This window comes from Vreelandella gomseomensis, from assembly GCF_031451645.1.
GTDB classification, from domain to species: domain Bacteria; phylum Pseudomonadota; class Gammaproteobacteria; order Pseudomonadales; family Halomonadaceae; genus Vreelandella; species Vreelandella gomseomensis.
Genome location: NZ_JARWAI010000008.1, coordinates 24,692 through 45,991, shown reverse-complemented (window position 1 = coordinate 45,991; position 21,300 = coordinate 24,692). Strand labels below are relative to the sequence as shown.

Here is a 21,300-nt window from a genome sequence, read left to right as displayed (position 1 = left end):
AAACATTTTACAGGAAAGCTACTTTGGCGAATCAGCCACTTACATCGAACGGCTGAGGTGCGGCCAGGCGGATTTCAGGTACTGAATCATCGACCAGAGCGTCAGTATGGCCGCGGCGTAAAGAATGACCACGCCAAGCTGTGCCAGCGGGTGGTCGGGAGAAAATGCCAGCAGCACCAGCAGAGCCACCATCTGCAGGGTCGTCTTGAGCTTGCCGATCCAGGAAACCGCCACCATGCCGCGCTTGCCCATTTCCGCCATCCACTCGCGCAGCGCTGAAATGACAATTTCACGCCCGATGATCACCAGCGCGGGAAGCGTGAGCACCATGGTGTCGAAACGTTCTACCAGCAAGGCCAGGGCAACGGCAACCATCAGCTTGTCGGCCACCGGATCAAGGAAGGCCCCGAACGGCGTTGACTGGTTCCAGCGTCGTGCCAGATAGCCGTCCAGCCAGTCGGTAATTGATGCCAGGGCAAACAGGCCAGCGGCGAGGGGCATGCTCCAGCTGAAGGGCAGATAAAACAGCACCACCAGCAGGGGGATGAACGCGATTCTAGCGAGCGTCAGGATGTTGGGTATGTTCATCGCGAGGTGCGATCCTTGCCGTGGAGTCGTGGAAATAAAATGGTGTGGCGCTATTCTATCTGCCTTGGCCGATGGCATCCATGTTCGCGATGCGTTTATCCATGCAGGGCACGATAAATACTCTCGGCCAAGGCGTCGCTGATGCCCGGAACGCGGGCCAGTTCGGCGCTGCTGGCTTTTTGCACGCCTTGCAGTCCGCCGAAGAAGCGCAACAGTTCACGCCGCCGCTTGGGGCCGACCTTGGGGATATCCTGGAGCGTCGAGGTGCGGCGTGCCTTGTCGCGCTGGGCGCGGTGGCCGGCAATGGCAAAGCGGTGCGACTCGTCACGGATATGCTGAATCAGGTGCAGCGCCGGCGATGCCGGGTCGAGAGGCACTGGCGTCTCGGGGGTGTCAAGAAAGACACTTTCAAGGCCGGCCTTGCGGGTCGTGCCTTTGGCGACGCCGAGCAGCGTGATCGTGTGGATGTCCAGCGTCTCCAGCACCTCCCTGGCCATATTCAGCTGTCCCTTGCCGCCATCGACAATCAGGATGTCCGGCGGGGTCGCCTCGTCGTTCTTGATCCGCTTGAGGCGCCGCGTCAGGGCCTGTTGCATGGCGGCGTAATCATCGCCTGCCGCCACGCCTTCAATGCGGAAGTGACGATAGTCGCTTTTGCGCGGGCCCTGCTGGTCAAACACCACGCAGGAGGCCACCGTTGCCTCACCGTGGCTGTGGCTGATGTCGAAGCACTCCAGCCGCTGGGGGGGCGTTTCAAGCCCCAGAGCCTGCTGTAGGGCGCTGAAGCGCTCGCTCAACTGGCTTTGATTGGCAAGCTGTGCGTCAAGCTGCTGCTCGGCGTTGGTCATGGCCAAGTGCTGCCACTGGGCGCGATGACCCCGCACCTGGCTGGTGACACGGATACGTTTGCCGGCGTGTTGGGAGAGGGCATCCGCCAGCAGGGCAGCCTCTTCGAGCGGGTGGCTGGTGATCACCTCGCTGGGGATGTTGTGCGGCTGGCCAAGGTAGTACTGGCTGACGACCTCGGCAAGCAGCAGCTCCGGCGTCAGGTCGAGGTCGTTTCTGGGCATGTGGTGGCGCGCGCCGAGTAACCGTCCGTCGCGCACGCTCAACACCGAAATGCCCAGGGCGCCAGGGCGCTTGGCCAGCGCGAAGATGTCCGCGTCACCGCTTTCGGTGTCGACGAACTGGCGCTGCTGGAGCTTGCGTAGCTGCTGAATCTGGTCGCGGAAGCGGGCGGCCTCCTCGAAATCCAGCGCCTGGCTTGCCGCCTCCATCGACGCGCTGAGCGCCTGAGTGACGTGCTCGCTCTTGCCCTCGAGGCACATCACGGCGTGCTCGACGTCACGGCGGTAATCCTCGGCGGAGATGTAGCCAACGCAGGGCGCGCTGCAGCGTTGGATCTGATACTGCAGGCAGGGACGCGAGCGATGCGCGAAAACGCTGTCTTCGCAGTTGCGGATGCGAAAGATCTTTTGCATCAGGGCAAGGCTTTCGCGAACCGCGCCACTGCTGGGGTAAGGCCCCAGATAGCGGCCGTCGTCGCGCCGCTGACGGGCGCGTTTGTATTCAAGGGCAGGATAGGGATGCCGGTCGCTGACAAACACGAAAGGGTATGACTTGTCGTCGCGCAGCAGGATGTTATAGGGCGGGCGCAGTTCCTTGATCAGCGTCTGCTCGAGCAATAGCGCTTCCGTTTCGCTGCGCGTGACGGTGACCTGGACATCCGCGATGCGTGCCACCATGGCCTGGGTCTTGGCGTTGAGCTGGCCGCGAAAATAGCTGGCCAGGCGAGCTTTCAAACGCTTTGCCTTGCCGACATAGAGGGTGTCGCCCGATGCATCCAGCATGCGGTAGACGCCGGGTGACGTACTTACCGTGCTTAAAAATGTCTTGGCATCAAAGGTCATAGTCAAACGTTGTAGCCTTCAGAATCGACGAGTGGTCAGGTCAATGGGGTCAGCCTTCCGCCCGTTCAAACCCGTCAACCAGGCCGTGGCGCAGCGCAAGGTGTGTCAGTTCCACGTCGGTGGCTACCTGGAGCTTTTCAAACAGGCGGTAGCGGTAGGTGTTGACCGTTTTGGGGCTCAGGTGCAGGCGATCGGAAATATCCTGAACCCGCTGGCAGTTGACGATCATCAGCGCTATCTGTAGCTCGCGGTGCGACAGCTGGGTAAAGGGGCTGTCTTCGGTGTGGAAGTGTAGCATGGCGAGGCGCTGAGCAATTTCCTGGCTGATGTAGCGGCGGCCGTGAAACACGTCACGAATGGCGCTGACCATTTCAGCGGCGTCGGTGCCCTTGCTCAGGAAGCCGGAGGCGCCGGCTTCTAGCATGCGTCGTGCGACGTTGTCCTCCAGGTGCCCGGTCAGGATCAATACCTTGATATCTTCCATCCCGCGGTGGATGCGGCGGGTGGCTTCCAGGCCGCCGATCCCCGGCATGCGTATGTCCATGAGCACAATGTCGGGCCTCAGCTGGCGGCATTTGGACACGGCGCTTTCACCGTCATCCACTTCGCCCACGATCCGGATGTCGCTCTCGTCATTGAGCAGGTGGGCGATGCTTGTTCTCACCAGGTGGTGATCATCGGCGATTAAAACGTTGATCAAAGGACAAGCTCCTGTATTGAGACGTCACAATACACATGCGTGTGGATTCCAGAAGCTGGGTCGATGTCGCGTGCGCCCCATCAGCCGCCAAACAAGCTGGCTACTCCGGCTATATGACCCTGTCATGCCCTCTAGAGTGCCACAGCTATCGGTAAAGGAGAATTAGTAAGCAATGAAATGCGTAAAACCTTGACCTGCGAGACCTTGCGTCGTAGTATGCGCCTCGCTGTTGCAACGACAGCGTGTGGGGCCTTAGCTCAGCTGGGAGAGCGCAACACTGGCAGTGTTGAGGTCAGCGGTTCGATCCCGCTAGGCTCCACCAAGACACCGAAAAAACGCCCTGTCGGTTTTGCTGACAGGGCGTTTTTTTTGGGCTGCGTATTGGATGTGAAGCAAGTGGCTATTAGCGTCTGGCTTCGCCCTCTGCTTCGCCCTCTGCTTCGCCCTCTGCTTCGCCTTCTGAACCCGCTTCCGGCCCAGCTTCCGCTTCGGCCGAGGCGAACATGTAATAACCTGTTTCCGGAGTGGTGTCCGAGTAGATGGCGTGGGCGGCGGAAATGCCGACCACAATGGCAACCGCCGGTACGCTGTAGGCCATCCCCTTGGAAAGGCTGTCGAGCAGGTTTCGCCGCGTGTTCTGAGTCATCACAATATCTCCATCCGGGTGGGTTGAGGCTGCCTAGGCGCGGTTGCCCTTGGCTATCAGGTAAAGGGCAATCAGCAGGAGTGTGACCTGGAACATCATGCCGCCGAGCGGATGGCTGGGGGTGGCCATGAAGTGCCATTGTCCCCAGTGCTCCATGAAGATGGCGCCGAGCAGGATCGGCACGGCGCCCAGCGCGCCAAGCCGGGTGACGACATCTCCCCGTTGTCCGGCAAGCCATCCGCCCGCCAGCACCAGCAAGCCGATGGCGAGCTCACCCAGCGCCACTGCCAGCGCAATGATCACCGGAAGGTTCATCGCGCTGGCAAACCCCTGAATGCCGCTGCCGGTGAACTTATCAACGCCGGTGTAGAGAAAAACACTCGCCATGGCGAAGCGTAACAGCCAGTGTGCCCAGGGCACCTGCGGGCTGGTGTCGGCTGCGTTCAGCTGTGAGTTGGTCATGAGTGAGTCTCCCCCGTCTTAAATCGTGTATGCATGCTCCCCTCCTCCTCTTGATGGGCTGTACATCGTTAGGTCGGAGTTAAGTGGGCATCCTTACAGCAAGGAGAGCAAAAAATCGGATGTAATCTTTGGGGGAGGGGCTTGGTGAGGGGCGGGGGAGGTATCTCCCCCGTTTTCAAGCGGCCACGGGGCGTCAGGCCTGAGGACTGACCTTGCCCAGCAGCAGGAATTCGATAAGTGCCTTTTGGGCATGAAGGCGATTGCCGGCTTCTTGCCAAACCACGGCACGCGGATCGTCAAGCAGCGTGTGGCTGATTTCTTCACCGCGGTGGGCGGGCAGGCAATGAAGAAACAGCGCGTCGGGCTTGGCACTGTCGAGAAGGGCTTCGGTGACCTGAAAGCCAGCGAAATCCGCCTCGCGTTTGGCCTGCTCTTCTTCCTGGCCCATGGACGCCCAGACGTCGGTGGTTATAAGGTCGGCATCCTTGGCGGCGGCTTGCGGGTCGTGCATCAGGCTTACCTGGTCACCGGCAGCGGCCATGATATCGGCCCGCGGCTCGTAGCCCTTGGGGCAGCACACCCGCAGGTGAAAGCCGAACTGACGCGCGGCATTGATCCACGAATGGCACATGTTGTTGCCGTCGCCGATCCATACCGCCGTGCGGCCTTTAACGCTGCCGCGTAGCTCGGTCCAGGTCATGACGTCGGCGAGCAGCTGGCAGGGATGGTAGTCGTCGCTCAGCGCGTTGATTACTGGCACATCGCTGGCCTTGGCGAAGGTTTCCAGCCCGGCGTGGGAGAAGGTGCGGATCATCACGGCATCGACCATCTCGGCCAGTACGCGGGCGGTGTCTTCGATGGGCTCGCCGCGGCCCAGCTGCGTATCGCGGGGAGACAGAAACAGCGCATGGCCGCCAAACTGCGCCATGGCGGTTTCGAACGACACCCGCGTCCGGGTCGATGATTTCTCGAAAATCATCGCCAGCGTCCGGTTGGGCAGCGGCGTATAGCGAGGGCCCTGGGCCTTCAAATTGCTCTTGATGGTGATGGCGCGCTGGATCAAGTAGTGCAATTCGTCGGGCGTTAAGTCCAGTAATGTCAGAAAATGGCGTGTCGCCATGAAGGTAGTCTCCGCGCAAAACCCCATCCTAGCGATGCCCTGGGGGATGCGCAACGTGGTAGGCACGCGTAGAATGGCGAACACCCGTTAAGGTTGAGCGATACGCTCGGGTATTTCATGATGATGCCCTGCATGCTGCACGACAAATCATTTGCCATGATCAAGACTAGGAGACTGCAATGAGCACAACAGCCGAAAACATTCAGCGCCAGATCAGCGAAAACCCGATCCTGATTTACATGAAAGGCACGCCTCAACTGCCCCAGTGCGGTTTTTCGGCCCAGACCGTTCAGGCACTGATGAGCTGTGGTGAGCGTTTTGCGTTCGTTAACGTGCTGGATAACCCGGACATTCGCGCCGAGCTGCCGAAAATCGCCAGCTGGCCCACCTTCCCGCAGCTGTGGGTGGAAGGCGAGCTGGTCGGTGGGTGCGATATCGTCGTTGAGATGCATCAGAACGGCGAGCTGGAAACGCTGGTAAAAGAAGCGGGGCAACGCGCTGCGGCCAATGAGAGCGGCGACAACGCCTGACAGGCTTGCCAAGCCCGTGAGGTAGATGGTTGGCGGGTCGTGGCGCAGTCGCTAGAATACGCTTTTGTCCTGGCGCTGGGGTGTCGATGGAGCAGCCCCGAAACGCCCTAGTGACAAGCCACCCCGCCAAAGGATGTCATGCTCAATGAGCTATCAGGTTCTGGCCCGTAAGTGGCGGCCGCGAACATTCCACGAGCTTGTGGGCCAGGCCCATGTCCAGCGCGCTCTGGTCAATGCCCTTGATCAGGGCCGCCTGCATCACGCCTATCTGTTTACCGGTACCCGCGGTGTCGGCAAGACCACGCTTGCGCGCATCCTGGCCAAGTGCCTTAACTGCACCGCCAAGGGGCGCGGCGACGAGGGCGTGACGTCGACACCCTGCGGTCAGTGCGATAGCTGCCAGGCCATCGACGAAGGGCGTTTTGTCGACCTGATCGAAGTGGACGCCGCCTCGCGGACCAAAGTCGAAGACACCCGCGAGCTGCTCGATAACGTGCAATATGCGCCTACCCAGGGGCGCTACAAAGTGTACCTCATCGATGAGGTGCACATGCTGTCGACCAGCAGCTTCAACGCGCTGCTGAAGACCCTTGAAGAACCCCCACCCCACGTCAAGTTTCTGCTGGCGACCACCGATCCGCAGAAGCTGCCGCCCACGGTACTGTCGCGCTGCCTGCAGTTCACGCTCAAGCACATGCCGCCGGAACGGGTGGTGACCCACCTGACGCACATCTTGAACAGTGAAGGCGTAGCATTCGACGATAGCGCGCTCTGGCTGCTGGGCAAGGCGGCCGAAGGATCGATGCGCGATGCCATGAGCCTGACCGACCAGGCCATTGCCTTTGGTCAGGGCGCCGTTCGACACGCCGACGTCGCCGCCATGCTGGGTACGCTGGATCACCGTCACGTGATTGCGTTGATCGAAGCGCTGGCCGAGGTCAACGTGCCGCGCCTGCTGTCAGAAATTGGTCAGTTGGCCGAGCAAAGCCCTGATTTTGCCGCTGTGCTGGACGATGTCACGGGGATGCTGCACCGCCTGGCGGTGGCGCAGATGGTGCCCGATGCCGTGGATAACAGTCACGGCGACCGCGACGTCATCCTTCAACTGGCGTCGCGCTTCAGCGCCGAGGATATTCAGCTGTACTATCAGATCGGCATTCAGGGCCGGGGTGATATGCAGCACGCCCCCGATTTACGCAGTGCGCTTGAAATGACGCTGCTCAGGATGCTGGCATTCCGCCCTCAGGGGGTGCCCAAGCCGCCGACGACCAAGCTGCCGCTGCAGCCTGAAAGCCCTTCAGGTGCCGACGACAGCGCTCAGCCCGAGGCGCACGCAATGACCTCGCCGCCGCCGCCTCAGGCAGAGGCGAGTGCTAACGCTGCGGCGGATAGCGGCGACATGTCACCTGGCGAAGACGCAGACGCGAGTGAAAGGGCGTCTGTCGGCGAGCAAGTGCCTGCGGGTGAGGAAACAGCCCAAGCCCCACCCTGGTCGCTTGACGAACCTCAGGATCCGCCAATACTGAACGCAGAGCCAGAGCCAGAGCCAGAGCCAGAGCCAGAGCCAGAGCCAGAGCCAGAGCCAGAGCCAGAGCCAGAGCCAGAGCCAGAGCCAGAGCCAGCGCCAGCGCCAGCAACAGCCCAGGCAAGCGTAACGGCCGGGCATTGGGATCACGCCCAGTGGCTGGCCCAGTTCGATGCGCTGGGGCTGGGTGGGTTGACGCGCAACCTGGCGGCCAATTGCCTGCTGGAAAGCGACGATGGTCATACCCTGACGCTACGCCTGGCGCCCAGCCAGGCGGCCATGCAGGCCGAGGTGCACCAGACCCGCATCGAAAAGGCGCTCGCCGAGCTCGGGGTAACGCGCCGGGTGGTGTTTTTTGTGGAAGCACTACCCGAGACGCTGGAGACGCCGCGGCAACGTGAGATGCGCCATCAGACCCAGCGCCATGCCCAGGCGGTTGATGTCTTGCAGCGCGACCCCCATGTAGTAGAGTTAAAGCAGGCCTTTGGTGCCCAGCTTGTCGAAACCAGTGTCAAACCCGTTGACGCCACGCGCTGACGCGGTGCAGTCAACCGATAATCGGAGAGTCTTATCATGATGAAAGGCGGCATGGGCAACTTGATGAAACAGGCCCAAGAGATGCAGGAAAAAATGCAGCGTGCCCAAGAAGAAGTGGCCGATGCGGAAGTATTGGGCGAGGCCGGGGCCGGCATGGTGAGCGTTACCATGAATGGTCGCCACGACGTCATTTCGGTGGATATCGACCCAAGTGTCATGGAGGAAGACAAGGAACTGCTAGAAGACCTGCTCGCCGCCGCAGTCAACGATGCGGTGCGCAAGGTTGAGGTCAGTTCCAAGGCCAAGATGGAAGAAGCCACCGCCGGGCTTGACTTGCCCCCGGGCTTCAAAATGCCCTTTTAAATGATGCGTTTTTCTCCACTGGTCGAACAGCTGATGGAGGCCTTTCGCGTGTTGCCGGGCGTTGGCCCGAAAACCGCGCAGCGCATGGCAATGCACCTGCTGGAACGCGAACGCCCCGGCGGCGAGAAGCTGGCTGCCATCATCCAGCAGGCGATCGACGAGGTCGGCTACTGCCAGCGCTGCCGAACCCTGACCGAGGCCGACATCTGTGCGCTGTGCGAAAGTCCGCGGCGTCACGATCATCTGCTGTGCGTGGTGGAATCCCCTGCCGACCAATTGGCCATTGAAGAAGCCGGTGGTTTCCAGGGCCGCTACTTCGTGCTGCACGGCCACCTGTCGCCCCTGGACGGCGTGGGGCCCGAGGCCATCGGCCTGGATCTGCTCGAAGCTCGAGTGGCCGAGGGCCAAATCAGCGAAGTGGTGCTCGCCACCAACCCGACAGTGGAAGGCGAGGCCACCGCCCACTATATTGCGTCGTTGCTGACGGACTACGGCGTGACGCTGTCGCGGCTGGCCTACGGCGTGCCCATGGGCGGCGAGCTGGAATACGTGGACGGCGGCACCTTGAGTCGGGCGTTTAACGGCCGCCAACCGTTCAGCAGCGAATAACTCACTTTAAACAAGCGCTCAGGCGGTTGTACTGACAGGGAATAGCCTTTTGTCTTCATCTCAGCCCGCTGATATCAGCTGGATTGACTCACCACAGGCGCTTGACGACGCCTGCGCGCAGGTGGCTGACGCCACCGTCATCGCGCTGGATACGGAATTCTTCCGGGAAAACACCTTCTTCCCGGTGCCGGCGCTGATCCAGTTCAGCGCCGGGACGCACGCCTTTCTGGTCGACCCGCTGGCGACGTCCTGTACCGACGCCTTTCGACACCTGCTGCAGAACCAGGCCGTCAAACTGCTGCATGCCTGCAGCGAAGATCTCGAGGTGCTCCAGATCTGGGCGGGTGTCGTGCCCAGCCCCTTGATCGATACCCAGGTGGCGCAGGGGTTTCTCGGCGATAATCCCGGCATGGGCTACCAGAAACTGGTGGAGGCCTGGGTCGGCAAGACGTTACCCAAGGAAGAAACCCGCTCCAACTGGCTCGAACGTCCGCTGTCCGCTGCCCAGTGCGAGTATGCCGCGCTGGACGTTACCTATCTGCTGGAGGTTTGGGCTAAGCAGCGCGACGCGTTGATAAGCCTTGATCGTCTGGACTGGCTGGAGAGCGACTGCCGTCAACTGATCGATCAGGCGGGGCGTAGCGACGATAACGATACCCAGTGGTACACCCGTCAGCGCCAGCTATGGCGGCTGAACGCCGCCCAGCTTGAAGCGTATCAGCTGATGACCACCTGGCGGGAAGGCGAGACCCGCCGCCGCGATTTGCCGCGTAACTGGCTGATCAGCGACAAACGGCTGATGGCCATCGCGGAAGCGATGCCGACCAATCGCTATGAGCTTTCCCAGGTCGAGGGGTTGACGCCGCCGCTTATCAAGAAGGAAGGCGACGCGCTGCTCGGGTTCGTCAAGCAAGCGCAGCATACGCCCGGCGAGCGGCTGCCCACGCCCTGGCCGGATCCCATGCAGCCGGGCTTCAAGCGACGTTTCAAGGCGTTGAAGAAAGTGATCAACGAACACGCAACCCAGTTGGGGGTCGCCCCGGAGATGCTAATGCGCCGTCGTGATCTGGAAGCGCTGGTCATGCAGTCCCTGGCGGGCTCGCCGTTGATTCTGCCCACGGGGTGGCGCGGTAAACGCCTTAACGACGATTTGACGACGGCGCTGGAGGCGCAGGCAGCGTGAGCGATAAACTGCTGTGTGAAATCTTCAAAAGCACGCGTAAAGAAGCCATGTACCTTTACGTGGACAAGCGTCAGGGGCTTGAGCACGTGCCCGAGGCGCTGCTGGGGTCATTTGGTAAACCCGAGCCCTTGCTGACCATGATACTGACCGCGGACAAAAAGCTGGCGCGCGCCGATGCCGCCGAGGTAATAGAGGCGATTGCCGACCAGGGGTTTTATTTGCAGATGCCCCCCGGCGATGAGCCCAATCTGCTGGCGCAGCACCTGGCCGAGCAGCGTGCCCAGGACACATGAACTTTCTCGCCCACGCCTGGCTTGCCCGGGAAGGGAGCGACGACTTTCTCTATGGCAACCTGATTGCCGACGGGGTCAAGGGCGGCGATCTCTCGGCCTGGCCCGCGGCCACCGCCCTGGGGATTCGCCACCACCGTCGAGTGGACGCCTGGGTGGATGGCCATCCGTGTACCCGCGCGGTATTGCGCCGAGTGCCTTCCCCGCAGCGCCGGGTGGCGGGTATCGCACTGGACATTGTCTGGGATCATTTTCTATCTCTGGAGCACCAGACCGATCACCGCCAACAGGCCTTGATCGAGCGCTGTTACCAGCTGCTCAGTGAGCGTTCGGCGCCCAACCGCCTGGCGGGGATGGTGGGCCCTTTGGTCAGCCACGACTGGCTGAGCCGCTACGCCGATTTTACCTTTACCTGCCAGGCGATCGCCGGGGTTGGCAGACGGCTTTCAGGCCCCAATCGGCTGGCTGAGCTTGTTCCGTGGCTGCACGATGATTACGCTCGGTTGCAAGACGATTTCGAGGTGCTTTGGCCAGCGCTTTACGCGGCGTTGGGCGCTCAGCGCGATTTAGCCCCACAGACGAGCCGTGACGGAAATTGAAAGGTGAGCCAATGACGAGCGAGCTGCGTGAACGCTTTTGGGAGCGTTATACGCTGGAAGAGTTGACGCCTGCCGAATGGGAAGCGCTCTGCGATGGGTGCGGACAGTGCTGCCTGCTGAAGCTTCACGATGAAGATAGCCAGGAGCTGGCGGTGCTCAATGTCGCCTGTCGGCTGCTGGATACGCACAGCTGCCAGTGCAGCGATTACCCTAACCGGTTTGCCTACGTGCCGGATTGCACTCAGCTCACGCCTGAGTTGGTTAAGGAGTTCACCTGGCTACCCACGACCTGCGGCTATCGACGCGTCGCAGAAGGGCGCAAGCTTGCCGGGTGGCACCCCTTGCTGAGTAACGATGCAGAGCGCGTGCATCGTAAAGGGGTCAGTGTCCGCAGCTATGCCGTCTCCCAGGACGACGTTCCCGAGCATCAGCTGGAATCCCACATTATCGCCGTTTTGCCCATGTAGCCCGCCGGCCTGGGCCTTCCTGGCTGCCAGGCATCATAGTGCTCTCTAGACGGTCGGCGTGCGGGTCGGCTTGTCCCAGATGGATAAAAACACTTCTTTAACCGGCTTTGCGGTCTCGGTCAGCGTGTGAGCGGGCGAGGCCGCTTTGCGGGTGCGCGGCTTTTGCGGGGCGTCCCAGATAGTGGGAAAGTGCTCGCGATAGGCCATGGTGTTCTCCTCAAAATGGCGTTGCCGGAAGATTCGACTAAAGGAGAATATGCCATACAATTTCATTTTATGGAAATGTTTTCCATAAAATGGGTGAGCGGTCGCAAAGACCAGGCAGCCAAGGTGATGCTTGGCAGAATGCCGAGGGCGTTAGCACCAGCCGCCCTCAGCGTCGGCAAGGTCAATCCGCCAGGTTGAGCGCCCACAGGATGAACGCATCCTGGCGAGCGGCGTCACGCCAGGCCTTGAAGCGACCGGACGCACCGCCGTGGCCGCTGCTCATGTCGGTATGCAGCAAGACGGGCGCGGTTCCCTGCTGTTGTTGACTGACCCTTGCATAGAATTTCGCCGGCTCCCAGTAACTTACCCGCGTATCGAACCAGCTGCCTTCCAGCCACAACGCCGGGTAGGCTTGCGCGGTAATGTTATCGACAGGCGAATAGCGGGCAATGCGTTCGGCTACTGCGGGGTCGTTGGGGTTGCCCCACTCGCTGTATTCGGCGGTGGTCAGCGGCAGAGACGGGTTTTGCATGGTGCGCAGTACATCGAGGAAGGGCACCTCCAGCACCGCGCCGCAAAATGCCTGGGGCGCACGGTTGATGCAGGTACCCACCAGCAGCCCCCCGGCGCTGGCTCCGCAGGCGACAATACGCTGGGGGTCGCTCAGTCCCTGATCGGCCAGGGCGTCGCGCGCGGCGAGAAAATCATCGAAGCTGTGCTCCTTGTGCGCCATCTTGCCATTGAGGTACCAGGGTTCACCGCGCTCGCCCCCGCCGCGTACGTGGGCTACCGCAAAGGCGCCGCCGCGCTCCAGTAGCTCCAGGCGAGCAATGGAAAACCACGGATCCAGGGGTTCGCCGTAAGCGCCGTAGCCATACAGCAGGGTGGGCAGCGGCTGATGGTCGAGGTCGCTGCGCCTGACGATCGAGACGGGCACGCGTTCGCCGTCTGCGCTGGTCGCCCAGATGCGCCGGCTGGTCAACTGCTCCGGCGCCAGGCTGCCATACACCGGTACCCGCTTGAGCAGGGTGCGTTCGCCGGTGGTCAGATCCAGCGCGTACCAGCTGGGCGGACGCGTAAACGACTCTTCTCGCAGGCGCAGCACCCGGGTGTCAAAGTGCGGTGCATCTTCAAGCAGCTGCGAGCACAGCGGCTCCGGCTGGGCGAGGTAGTCGTCACGGGTAATCTGATGCCGGTCGTCAAGCTCAAGCTGACGGAGGCGAACCTGGGCCTGGTCATGGTCGCGCTCGCCAAGCATCAGCCCCCAGGCAAAGGCGTCAACGCCTTCAAGCGTGGCGTCCTGGCGCGCGGCGACCAGCGTCTGCCAGGCGGGCGTATCGGCATCCAGCGCGTCGATGGGTAAGCAGTCCAGCTGAAAATGCGTGCTGGCCTGATTATGCAGGCGATAAAATACGCCGGGCCGGTGGTCGATGGTGTATTCGACCCCCGGCTGGCGGGGCTGAAGGCAGCGCGGCGGGTGCGTCGGCGTCCGGGCCGGGATCACGTGGACTTCGCTTGTGTCCTTGGAGGCGCTTTCCAGAACCAGCCATTCCCGGGAGCGGGTTTTACCCATCCCCAGCCAGAATTCCGGATCCTCCTCGCGCAGCAACAGGGTTTCCGTCTTGCCGTGCGGCGCTTGGTCAAGAGCAAGATAGATTGACCACAGGCTGTCCGGGCGCTGGGTGTCGTCGAAGCGGCTGAACAGCAGCGATGCACCCGCCGAGGTCTGATCCTCCGCCCAGCAGACCCCCGGGCCGATGTCGCTCAGCAGCGGTGTCGGCTGACCGTCGGGGAGGCGCTTGAGCCATAGCTGGAAGCGCTCGTCGCCCTGGGTATCCTCGGTCCAGGCGAGCCATTGCTCGTCTGGGGAAAGGGCCATATCGCCCATGTCGTAAAAGGCCTGGCCGTGGGCGCGCTCGGGGACGTCCAGCGTCAGTTCGCGTGTTTCAGGTTGCCCGTTGCGATGCCGCCACCAGCGAGGGTAGTCCTCGTCGGCGGCGGTTTCGCTCCAGAACGTAAAGTGGTCGAGCGTTGTCGGAAGGCTGGTGACGGCCAGTTCGCGGCGGCGTAGATGGCTGTCGTAAAGCGTATCCGCAAGCGGTTCCAGTGGTTTGAACCACGTAGCGTGCTGATTATTGGCCGCAGTCAGAAAGTCGCTGACGGCGGTGTCATCGCGCTGCTCCAACCAGTGCCATTGGGGATCATTCGCGCGATAATAGTCGGTAACCGGGTGGCCGACGTGCAAGGCTGGCTGTGCTTTCATAAATTGATAGGTACCATAACGGAAAATCTACGTTGGGTGCATGCACCCTCATGAGGAGTATTATGCTGTTTGCTGATTCAATGTCACTGTTGTGGTTGAGTTACTACGGTCTGTCACTGATCGTGCTGGTGGCGGTGTACTTTGCGTTTGCCTTCTTGCCCAGGCTGCCGCGCCTGGTGTTGACCTGGTGTATCGGTGGTGCCATGTGGGCGCCGGCGCCCTTTCGGTTGCCGTTGATCGAAGAGGGCGAGTTTTATACCGGCTGGGCGCCTTCGGCCATGGTCGCCGCCGTGGGGGTTATGGAAAATAATCTGGCCGCGTTGCGCAATGGACTGCTGTGCGTGCTGCTGGGCGTGCTGATCGGCGCCGCTGTCGGTGTGGCATTGTGGTGGCGGGGTCGCTACAAGGCAACGGCTGCCCCGCAGGAGGAAGAGCATCCCGCCAACGATCCCGATGACACCCGTCGTCGTGAACCGGTGATCGGCTGAGTGTCGGCAGGAGCACCAGAATGTGCGAGCTACTGGGCATGAGCGCCAACGTGCCGACGGATATCTGTTTCAGCTTTGCCGGTTTCTTGCACCGGGGAGGCGGCACCGGCCCCCATCGCGATGGATGGGGGATCGCCTTTTACGAAGAGGGCGGCTACCGCGAATTTCGCGACCCCCATCCCTCGGTGGGTTCGCCCATTGCGCGTCTCATCTGCGATTACCCGATCAAGTCAAACGTGGTGATCAGCCATATCCGCCAGGCCAATGTGGGGGGCGTTCGCCTGGCCAATACCCATCCGTTTACCCGTGAAATGTGGGGGCGACCATGGTGCTACGCGCATAACGGTCAGCTCAGCGATTGGCAGCCCTTGCCGCTTGGCTTTTATACCCCGGTGGGAACCACGGATAGCGAGCACGCGTTCTGCTGGTTGATGAGCGAGTTGCGTCAGGCGTTCCCTGCGCCTCCTGTCAAACAGGCCCCGTTTTGGAAGACGCTGCACGCGCTGTGCGAGCAGCTACGCGAGCTGGGCGTATTCAATCTGTTGCTTTCGGATGGCACATACCTCTATACCTACTGTTCAACGAAACTTGCTCATATAACCCGTGCAGCGCCTTTTGGAGAAGCGGAACTCTCCGACGCTGAATTGACGGTCAACTTTGCCGAGCACACGACACCCGAGGATGTGGTGTCGGTGATCGCCACCGAGCCGCTGACCCATAACGAGCAGTGGTACCGCATGCAGCCGGGGGAGCTGCTGGTATGGCGGGATGGCGAGATTCAGGCGCGTTACTTGAGTCAGGCCTGACGCAGGGGTAGGGCTAAAGTTGAAACGTAAGTTTCAATCGATCGTTTTACAGTGGTAGGCCAGTCGTATATCGTTGCGGTTTTCGCGACTCGACAACAACAAGGTCGATGACGACATCGACATGGAAACTGGAGATTGCCCATGAGCGAACAAGCTGAAGCCCCTATCCTTCGCGGTCCCGCGCTTGAAGGGCTGGAACAGTACGGCGCCGTCACCGATGTCTTTCACGCCGCCGTCGAGCGTTTCAAAGACAAGCCGGCGTTCAGCTGCATGGGCAAGACGCTCAGCTTCAATGACCTGGATCGCCTCTCGGCCAACTTTGCCGCCTGGTTACAGCATCAGACCGACCTGGTGCCCGGCGACCGGATTGCCATTCAACTGCCCAATGTCCTGCAGTTTCCCGTGGCAGTCTTTGGTGCGCTGCGCGCCGGCCTGGTGGTGGTCAACACCAACCCGCTATACACCGAGCGCGAGATGGCTCACCAGTTCAAGGATGCCAACGCCAAGGCCATCGTGATTCTGGCCAACATGGCCGACAAGCTTGAGCGCGTGCTCGACAAGACTGACATCAAGCATGTCGTGGTCACCGAGCTTGCCGACCTCCACGATTTCCCCAAGCGCCTGTTGATCAACAGCGTGGTCAAGTACGTCAAGAAAATGGTGCCCCGCTTTTCGTTGCCTCAGTCGGTCAGCCTGCGCGATGCGTTAAGCAAGGGCCAGGCGTTGAGCCATCGCGAGGTGACGCGGGACCAGGAAGAGCTTGCAGCGCTGCAGTACACCGGTGGCACCACCGGCATGCCCAAAGGGGCGATGCTGACGCACCGCAACCTGGTTGCCAACATGCTGCAGGCTCGGGAAGCGATCGGCGGCAACCTGACCGACGGCAACGAGCTGGTGATTGCACCGCTGCCCGTCTATCACATCTATACCTTTACCGTGAACTGCCTGTTTCTGATGGAAACCGGCAATCATTCGGTGCTGATCACCAATCCGCGTGATCTGGATGGCTTTATCAAGTCGTTAAAGGGCATGCCATTTACCGCCTTCATCGGGCTCAATACGCTGTTTAACGCCCTGTGCAATCGCGAAGATTTCAAGCAGCTCGATTTCTCCAAGCTGCACTTGACCATCTCCGGCGGCATGGCGCTGACCAAGACGTCCGCGAAGCGCTGGGAAGACGTGACCGGCTGCCCCATCGCCGAAGGCTATGGGCTGACCGAAACCTCGCCGATTGTCAGCTTCAACCCCACCGACGCCATTCAGCTAGGCACCATCGGCAAGCCGGTGGCGGGCACCGCCGTCAAGGTCGTGAATGCCGACGGTCAGGATCAGCCCCTGGGCGAGCCCGGCGAGCTTTGCGTGCAGGGCCCACAGGTCATGAAAGGTTACTGGCAGCGCGAAGAAGAAACGCGCACCTCCATCGACGCCGACGGCTGGTTCCACACCGGCGACATCGCCGTGCTGCAGGAAGATGGCTACATACGCATTGTCGACCGCAAGAAGGACATGATCCTGGTCTCCGGGTTTAACGTGTACCCCAACGAAGTAGAAGACGTCGTGGCGGGCCACCCCGACGTGATCGAGTCCGCCGCGGTAGGTATTGCCGACGAGGCAGCGGGGGAGGCCATCAAGCTGTTCGTGGTCAGCAAGAACCCCGATCTGGATGCCGAGACGCTGCGTCGCTGGTGCAAGAGTGAACTTACCGGCTACAAGGTGCCCAAGGTCATCGAGTTCCGCGATGAGCTGCCTAAAACCAACGTGGGCAAGGTGCTGCGCCGTCAGCTGCGCGACGAGGATAGCCACAACGCTGCCTCGTGAGAGACAGCGGGATTCATGCGTGTGCCAGGTGAACGCGTTACAATGGTCTGCCCGCTCGGTTGAGCGGGCAGATTTTTTTATGTACCACCCTGACAGTACCCACAGGATCCGGACGCTATTGTGACCAACGACACGCCGCTTGCACCGACCTCCGATGCACAACGCCTTAAGGCGCTGACCTCCGCCCTGGACAGCGTCATGCGCCGCGACGGCCAGCGCCTCGAGCGTCGGCTGTCGGGGTTGTCGCGCCGCTTGAAAGAGGGCAAGCCGATCGATCGCGGCCTGGATGAGCTGGAAGCCGACATGGCCCGGGCTCAGCAGGTGTTGTCCCAGCGCAAGCACCAGGCGCTCGACTGGAACTATCCTCCCGAGTTGCCTGTGGTCGAACGGCGCGAGGATATCCTTGAAGCGCTGCGCGACCATCAGGTGGTCGTGGTGGCAGGGGAGACCGGTTCGGGGAAAACCACCCAGCTACCCAAGATGTGTCTTGAGCTGGGTCGTGGCCGGCGCGGCCTGATCGGCCATACCCAGCCCCGCCGGCTGGCGGCGCGCAGCGTGGCCACCCGGCTGGCCGAAGAGCTGACGGTACCGCTCGGTGAACAGGTGGGCTATCAGGTTCGCTTTACCGACCAGAGCAACGAGAACACCCTGGTCAAGCTGATGACCGACGGGATCCTGCTGGCCGAAACCCAGCACGACCCGCTGCTGCTGCGCTACGACACCATCATTATCGATGAAGCCCACGAGCGCAGTCTCAACATCGACTTTCTGCTCGGCTACCTGAAGCGCTTGCTTCCTAAACGCCCGGATCTGTCGATCATCATCACATCGGCGACCATCGACGTCGCGCGTTTCGCCAAGCATTTCGGTACCGCCCAGCGCCCCGCGCCGGTGGTTGAAGTCTCGGGCCGTACGTACCCCGTGGAGGTGCATTATCGGCCACTGGTGCGCGACGGCGAAGACGAAGAAGACCGCACGCTGCAGGAGGGCATTCTTCACGCCGTCGAGGAAATCGAGTCGCTGGAGCGCCAGAAAGGCTGGCAGCACGGCCCGCGGGACGTGCTGGTGTTCTTGCCCGGCGAGCGGGAAATTCGCGAAACGGCCGACACGCTGCGGCGCGCGGAACTGCGCGACTGCGAGGTGCTGCCCCTTTACGCGCGGCTGTCCAATGCCGAACAGAACCGGGTGTTTGCGCCTCACCGAGGGCGGCGTATCGTGCTGGCGACCAACGTTGCCGAAACCTCGTTGACCGTGCCCGGCATTCGCTACGTGATTGATCCGGGGCTGGTGCGCATCAGTCGTTACAGCTATCGCTCGAAGATCCAGCGCCTGCCGGTGGAGCCGGTAAGCCAGGCCAGCGCCAATCAGCGGATGGGGCGTTGCGGCAGGATTGCCGAAGGCGTCTGCATTCGTCTCTACGACGAGGACGACTTTCTGGCGCGTCCGGCGTTTACCGACCCGGAGATTCAGCGCACCAACCTGGCGTCGGTGATTCTCTCCATGCTGGCGCTCAAGCTTGGCGACATTGAAGACTTTCCGTTTGTCGACCCGCCCGACAGCCGCTTCGTCAAGGACGGCTTTCGGCTACTGTTTGAACTTGGCGCGGTCGACGAGCGCCAGCGACTGACCCCGTTGGGCCGTAAGCTCGCCCGCCTGCCGATCGATCCGCGCCTGGCGCGCATGGTGCTGGCGGGTAGCGAACAGGGCAGTCTGCGCGACGTGCTGGTGGTTGTTTCTGCGCTGGCGATCCAGGATCCCCGCGACCGCCCGGCGGACAAACGCCAGGCCGCCGACCAGGCCCATCAGCGCTGGCACGACCCCGACTCCGATTTCGTGGCGCTGCTGAATCTGTGGCACGGCATCGATAACGCCCGCGAGGCGCTGTCCGGCAACCAGCTGCGTCGCTGGTGTCGCGACCATTACATTAATTACCTGCGGGTGCGCGAGTGGCACGATACCTTTCGCCAGCTTCGCCAGCTGCTGCGTGACATGGATATCGAGGTGCCGGCGCCCAAGCCCGCCCAGGCCGACGAAAGCGAAGAACAAGCCCGCCAAGCGCGGCGCAAGACCTCCGGTGCCCTGCACAAGGCCCTGCTTGCAGGGCTGCTCTCCAATCTGGGCACGCTGCTGGAAAACCGCGAATACCTGGGCGCCCGCAACCGCAAGTTCATGATTCATCCCGGGTCGGGGCTGGCAAAAAAGACCCCCAAGTGGTTGATGGCGTTCGAGATGGTAGAGACTTCCAGGCTGTTTGCCCGCACCGTGGCCAGGATCGACCCGCAATGGATCGAGCCGTTGGCGGCGCATCTGGTCAAGCGCAGCTACAGCGAACCCCATTGGGAAATGAAGCGCGCCCAGGTGGTGGCATTCGAGCAGGTGACGCTGTTCGGGCTGCCCATCGTGACCCGCCGGCGTGTGCACTACGGCCCCATTGCCCCTGCCGAATCGCGGGAGCTGTTCATTCGCCGCGGGCTGGTGGAAGGTGAGTTCCATACCAAGGGCGCGTTTTTTGCTCACAATCGCGCGCTGATCGAAGAAGTCGAATCGCTGGAAGATCGCGCTCGCCGCCGCGACATCCTGGTGGACGAAGACACGCTGTTTGCCTTTTACGACGAACGCCTCCCTGCCGATATCGTCAACGGCAAGGGGTTCGAGCACTGGCGCCGTCAGGCGGAGCAGGCAGACCCCGAGCTGCTCAAGTTTGACATCGAGACGCTCAAGGCCCGCGATGCCGGTGACGTGACCCAGGCGCAGTACCCTGATCACCTGACCCTGGCCGGTGTTGCTTATCCGTTGAGCTATCACTTCGACCCCGACGCGCAAGACGACGGTGTCACGCTGACCGTGCCTGCGGCCATGCTGCCTCAGCTTCCCGAGTATGCCCTGGAGTGGCTGGTGCCGGGGCTGCTGCGCGAGAAATGCATCGCCCTGATGAAAGCCCTGCCCAAGAGTATCCGGCGCCAGGTCGTGCCGATCCCCGACTGGGTCGACGCCGCACTGGAAACCCTGGTGCCGGATCAACGGCCGTTGACCGAGGCGCTGGGCGAGTTCATCCGCCAGCGCACGGGCGTTCGTGTGCATCCCGATGACTGGCGGCTGGAGGCGCTGCCGGATCACCTGATGATGAACATCCGGGTAGTCGACCATGCCGGAGAGACGCTTGGCCAGGGGCGTTCGTTGCGCGCTCTGGAGGCGCAGTTTGAAGCGGCGGCCAAGGCCGGTGCCCAGGCCCTCGCCGAACAGGTAAGCGAGGCGCCTGCCTTGTCAGGACTGCCCGAGGCGCCGCTGCCGGATTCCCGTGTTACCACGCAGGCGGGTATTCGCGTTGAAGCCTACCCGGCATTGGTCAGCGAAGCCGAGACGTTCAAGGTAACGTTGTTCGATCATGCGGCCAAGGCCCAGGCGGCCCATCAGTTGGGGGTGGCCCGTCTGGCAATGCAGCAATGCCCCGCCCAGGTCAAGGCGATCAAGGTACTGCCAGGGGTGGAGAAGTGCGCCTTGCTGTTCACCAATGTGGGGAGTAAACAGGCCCTGGTCGATGATCTGTTGGTGGCCGTGTTCACCCAGGTCGTTGCGCAATCACCGTTGCCGCGCTCGGCGGACGAATTGAGCCAGCGCCTGGCAGCGGTCAAGGGCGACCTGGTGCCCCATGCCGAGCAATTGCTGGATCACATCGAGGCGGCCCTGAAAGGCCACCTGGCGGTCAGCAAGGTGCTGAAAGGCAAGCTCAACTTCGCGCTGGCGCTGGTGTACAGCGATGTTAAGGCGCAAATGCAGCGTCTGGTGTACCCGGGCTTTATCGCCCAGGCCGGGGAATGGCTGCCGGAATACCCACGTTACACCGAGGCGGCGCTGATTCGCCTGGAAAAAGCCGCCCGTGAAAGGGGCCGCGACCAGATGCTGATGCAGGATATCCAGGCGATGGAAGAAAAATTTGATACCCGGCGTGAGAACGAGCGTCGTGGACACGTTGAAGACCCGGCGCTGGTCGAGTTTGGCTGGTGGTTGCAGGAGCTTCGCGTATCGTTATTTGCCCAGCAGCTGGGCACGCGCATGCCGGTGTCGGTCAAGCGACTGGAAAAACGCTGGCAAGAGATAATTAACGTTTAGGCGCAGGCTGGAAAAATGCGCCTTAAACGCACACAGTAGGGTTATTGGCGGCGGTTGGGCGTGAGAGCGCAGGCAGCCG

Annotated in this window: 21 protein-coding genes and 1 tRNA gene; 14 read left to right on the top strand and 8 right to left on the bottom strand. The window is 61.7% G+C overall.

The features are described from left to right. Window positions 1-39 precede the first annotated feature (39 nt). From pgsA to uvrY, 3 genes are all read right to left on the bottom strand, one after another. The gene (gene pgsA, locus QC815_RS11640; RefSeq protein ID WP_230448259.1) at window positions 40-588 is read right to left on the bottom strand and encodes a CDP-diacylglycerol--glycerol-3-phosphate 3-phosphatidyltransferase; all 549 of its coding nucleotides are present in this window, start codon (window positions 586-588) and stop codon (window positions 40-42) included. Between the two features lie 95 nt (window positions 589-683). Next, window positions 684-2,498, bottom strand: a complete 1,815-nt coding sequence (gene uvrC, locus QC815_RS11635; RefSeq protein WP_230448301.1) for an excinuclease ABC subunit UvrC — start codon at window positions 2,496-2,498, stop codon at window positions 684-686. Between the two features lie 49 nt (window positions 2,499-2,547). Beyond that, window positions 2,548-3,198: a UvrY/SirA/GacA family response regulator transcription factor gene (gene uvrY / locus QC815_RS11630; RefSeq protein WP_230448260.1), complete on the bottom strand. Its 651-nt coding sequence runs from the start codon at window positions 3,196-3,198 to the stop codon at window positions 2,548-2,550. 246 nt (window positions 3,199-3,444) lie between these two features. Between uvrY and QC815_RS11625 the strand changes: the two genes are divergently transcribed. Next, window positions 3,445-3,520, top strand: a tRNA-Ala gene (locus tag QC815_RS11625). An 81-nt stretch (window positions 3,521-3,601) separates the two neighbouring features. Here the strand turns inward: QC815_RS11625 and QC815_RS11620 are convergent. The 3 genes from QC815_RS11620 to argF form a co-directional block, all read right to left on the bottom strand. Further along, the gene (locus QC815_RS11620; RefSeq protein ID WP_310539872.1) at window positions 3,602-3,844 is read right to left on the bottom strand and encodes a hypothetical protein; all 243 of its coding nucleotides are present in this window, start codon (window positions 3,842-3,844) and stop codon (window positions 3,602-3,604) included. Window positions 3,845-3,877: 33 nt separating this feature from the next. Then, on the bottom strand, window positions 3,878-4,306 hold the full coding sequence (locus QC815_RS11615; protein ID WP_310539871.1) for a DoxX family protein: 429 nt from the start codon (window positions 4,304-4,306) through the stop codon (window positions 3,878-3,880). A 193-nt stretch (window positions 4,307-4,499) separates the two neighbouring features. Continuing rightward, on the bottom strand, window positions 4,500-5,426 hold the full coding sequence (gene argF / locus QC815_RS11610; protein WP_230448263.1) for an ornithine carbamoyltransferase: 927 nt from the start codon (window positions 5,424-5,426) through the stop codon (window positions 4,500-4,502). 179 nt (window positions 5,427-5,605) lie between these two features. On the opposite strand from argF, the gene grxD reads away from it, so the two are divergent. The 8 genes from grxD (at window position 5,606) to QC815_RS11570 (ending at window position 11,529) form a co-directional block, all read left to right on the top strand. Beyond that, window positions 5,606-5,956, top strand: a complete 351-nt coding sequence (gene grxD, locus QC815_RS11605) for a Grx4 family monothiol glutaredoxin (RefSeq protein WP_230448264.1) — start codon at window positions 5,606-5,608, stop codon at window positions 5,954-5,956. A 145-nt stretch (window positions 5,957-6,101) separates the two neighbouring features. Beyond that, on the top strand, window positions 6,102-8,018 hold the full coding sequence (gene dnaX, locus QC815_RS11600; RefSeq protein WP_310539868.1) for a DNA polymerase III subunit gamma/tau: 1,917 nt from the start codon (window positions 6,102-6,104) through the stop codon (window positions 8,016-8,018). 36 nt (window positions 8,019-8,054) lie between these two features. Continuing rightward, window positions 8,055-8,381, top strand: a complete 327-nt coding sequence (locus QC815_RS11595; RefSeq protein WP_230448266.1) for a YbaB/EbfC family nucleoid-associated protein — start codon at window positions 8,055-8,057, stop codon at window positions 8,379-8,381. Window positions 8,382-8,384: 3 nt separating this feature from the next. Continuing rightward, window positions 8,385-8,990, top strand: coding sequence for a recombination mediator RecR (gene recR / locus QC815_RS11590; protein ID WP_230448302.1), 606 nt, complete (start codon window positions 8,385-8,387; stop codon window positions 8,988-8,990). 49 nt (window positions 8,991-9,039) lie between these two features. Beyond that, on the top strand, window positions 9,040-10,173 hold the full coding sequence (gene rnd / locus QC815_RS11585; protein ID WP_230448267.1) for a ribonuclease D: 1,134 nt from the start codon (window positions 9,040-9,042) through the stop codon (window positions 10,171-10,173). Further along, window positions 10,170-10,466 (top strand): YcgL domain-containing protein, encoded by a 297-nt coding sequence (locus QC815_RS11580; protein WP_230448268.1) that lies wholly within the window; start codon window positions 10,170-10,172, stop codon window positions 10,464-10,466. Before rnd ends, QC815_RS11580 begins: the two co-directional genes overlap by 4 nt. Beyond that, entirely contained in the window at window positions 10,463-11,062 is a 600-nt protein-coding gene (locus QC815_RS11575) for an acyl carrier protein phosphodiesterase (protein ID WP_230448269.1), read from the top strand. The genes QC815_RS11580 and QC815_RS11575 overlap by 4 nt, the downstream gene beginning before the upstream one ends. Before the next feature lie 11 nt (window positions 11,063-11,073). After that, the gene (locus QC815_RS11570) at window positions 11,074-11,529 is read left to right on the top strand and encodes a YcgN family cysteine cluster protein (protein ID WP_230448270.1); all 456 of its coding nucleotides are present in this window, start codon (window positions 11,074-11,076) and stop codon (window positions 11,527-11,529) included. Between the two features lie 45 nt (window positions 11,530-11,574). On the opposite strand, the gene QC815_RS11565 is transcribed toward QC815_RS11570, so the two are convergent. Then, window positions 11,575-11,736, bottom strand: coding sequence for a hypothetical protein (locus QC815_RS11565; protein ID WP_230448271.1), 162 nt, complete (start codon window positions 11,734-11,736; stop codon window positions 11,575-11,577). 15 nt (window positions 11,737-11,751) lie between these two features. Here QC815_RS11565 and QC815_RS11560 point away from each other — a divergent pair, with 15 nt between their 5' ends. Further along, window positions 11,752-11,934 carry a hypothetical protein gene (locus tag QC815_RS11560; RefSeq protein WP_310539862.1) on the top strand — a complete coding sequence of 61 codons (183 nt, stop codon included), beginning with the start codon at window positions 11,752-11,754 and terminating at the stop codon, window positions 11,932-11,934. On the opposite strand, the gene QC815_RS11555 is transcribed toward QC815_RS11560, so the two are convergent. Next, entirely contained in the window at window positions 11,918-13,999 is a 2,082-nt protein-coding gene (locus tag QC815_RS11555) for a S9 family peptidase (protein WP_310539860.1), read from the bottom strand. The genes QC815_RS11560 and QC815_RS11555 overlap by 17 nt on opposite strands. Window positions 14,000-14,061: 62 nt before the next feature. Between QC815_RS11555 and QC815_RS11550 the strand changes: the two genes are divergently transcribed. From QC815_RS11550 to hrpA, 4 genes are all read left to right on the top strand, one after another. Beyond that, window positions 14,062-14,487 carry a hypothetical protein gene (locus QC815_RS11550; protein ID WP_230448273.1) on the top strand — a complete coding sequence of 142 codons (426 nt, stop codon included), beginning with the start codon at window positions 14,062-14,064 and terminating at the stop codon, window positions 14,485-14,487. A 20-nt stretch (window positions 14,488-14,507) separates the two neighbouring features. After that, a complete protein-coding gene (locus tag QC815_RS11545; RefSeq protein WP_230448274.1) occupies window positions 14,508-15,293 on the top strand; it encodes a class II glutamine amidotransferase in 786 nt (261 codons plus the stop codon). A 141-nt stretch (window positions 15,294-15,434) separates the two neighbouring features. Then, a complete protein-coding gene (locus tag QC815_RS11540; RefSeq protein ID WP_230448275.1) occupies window positions 15,435-17,111 on the top strand; it encodes an AMP-binding protein in 1,677 nt (558 codons plus the stop codon). A gap of 198 nt (window positions 17,112-17,309) precedes the next feature. Next, complete coding sequence (hrpA, locus tag QC815_RS11535; protein ID WP_422828720.1) at window positions 17,310-21,221, top strand: ATP-dependent RNA helicase HrpA; 3,912 nt, start codon at window positions 17,310-17,312, stop codon at window positions 21,219-21,221. Window positions 21,222-21,300 lie beyond the last annotated feature (79 nt).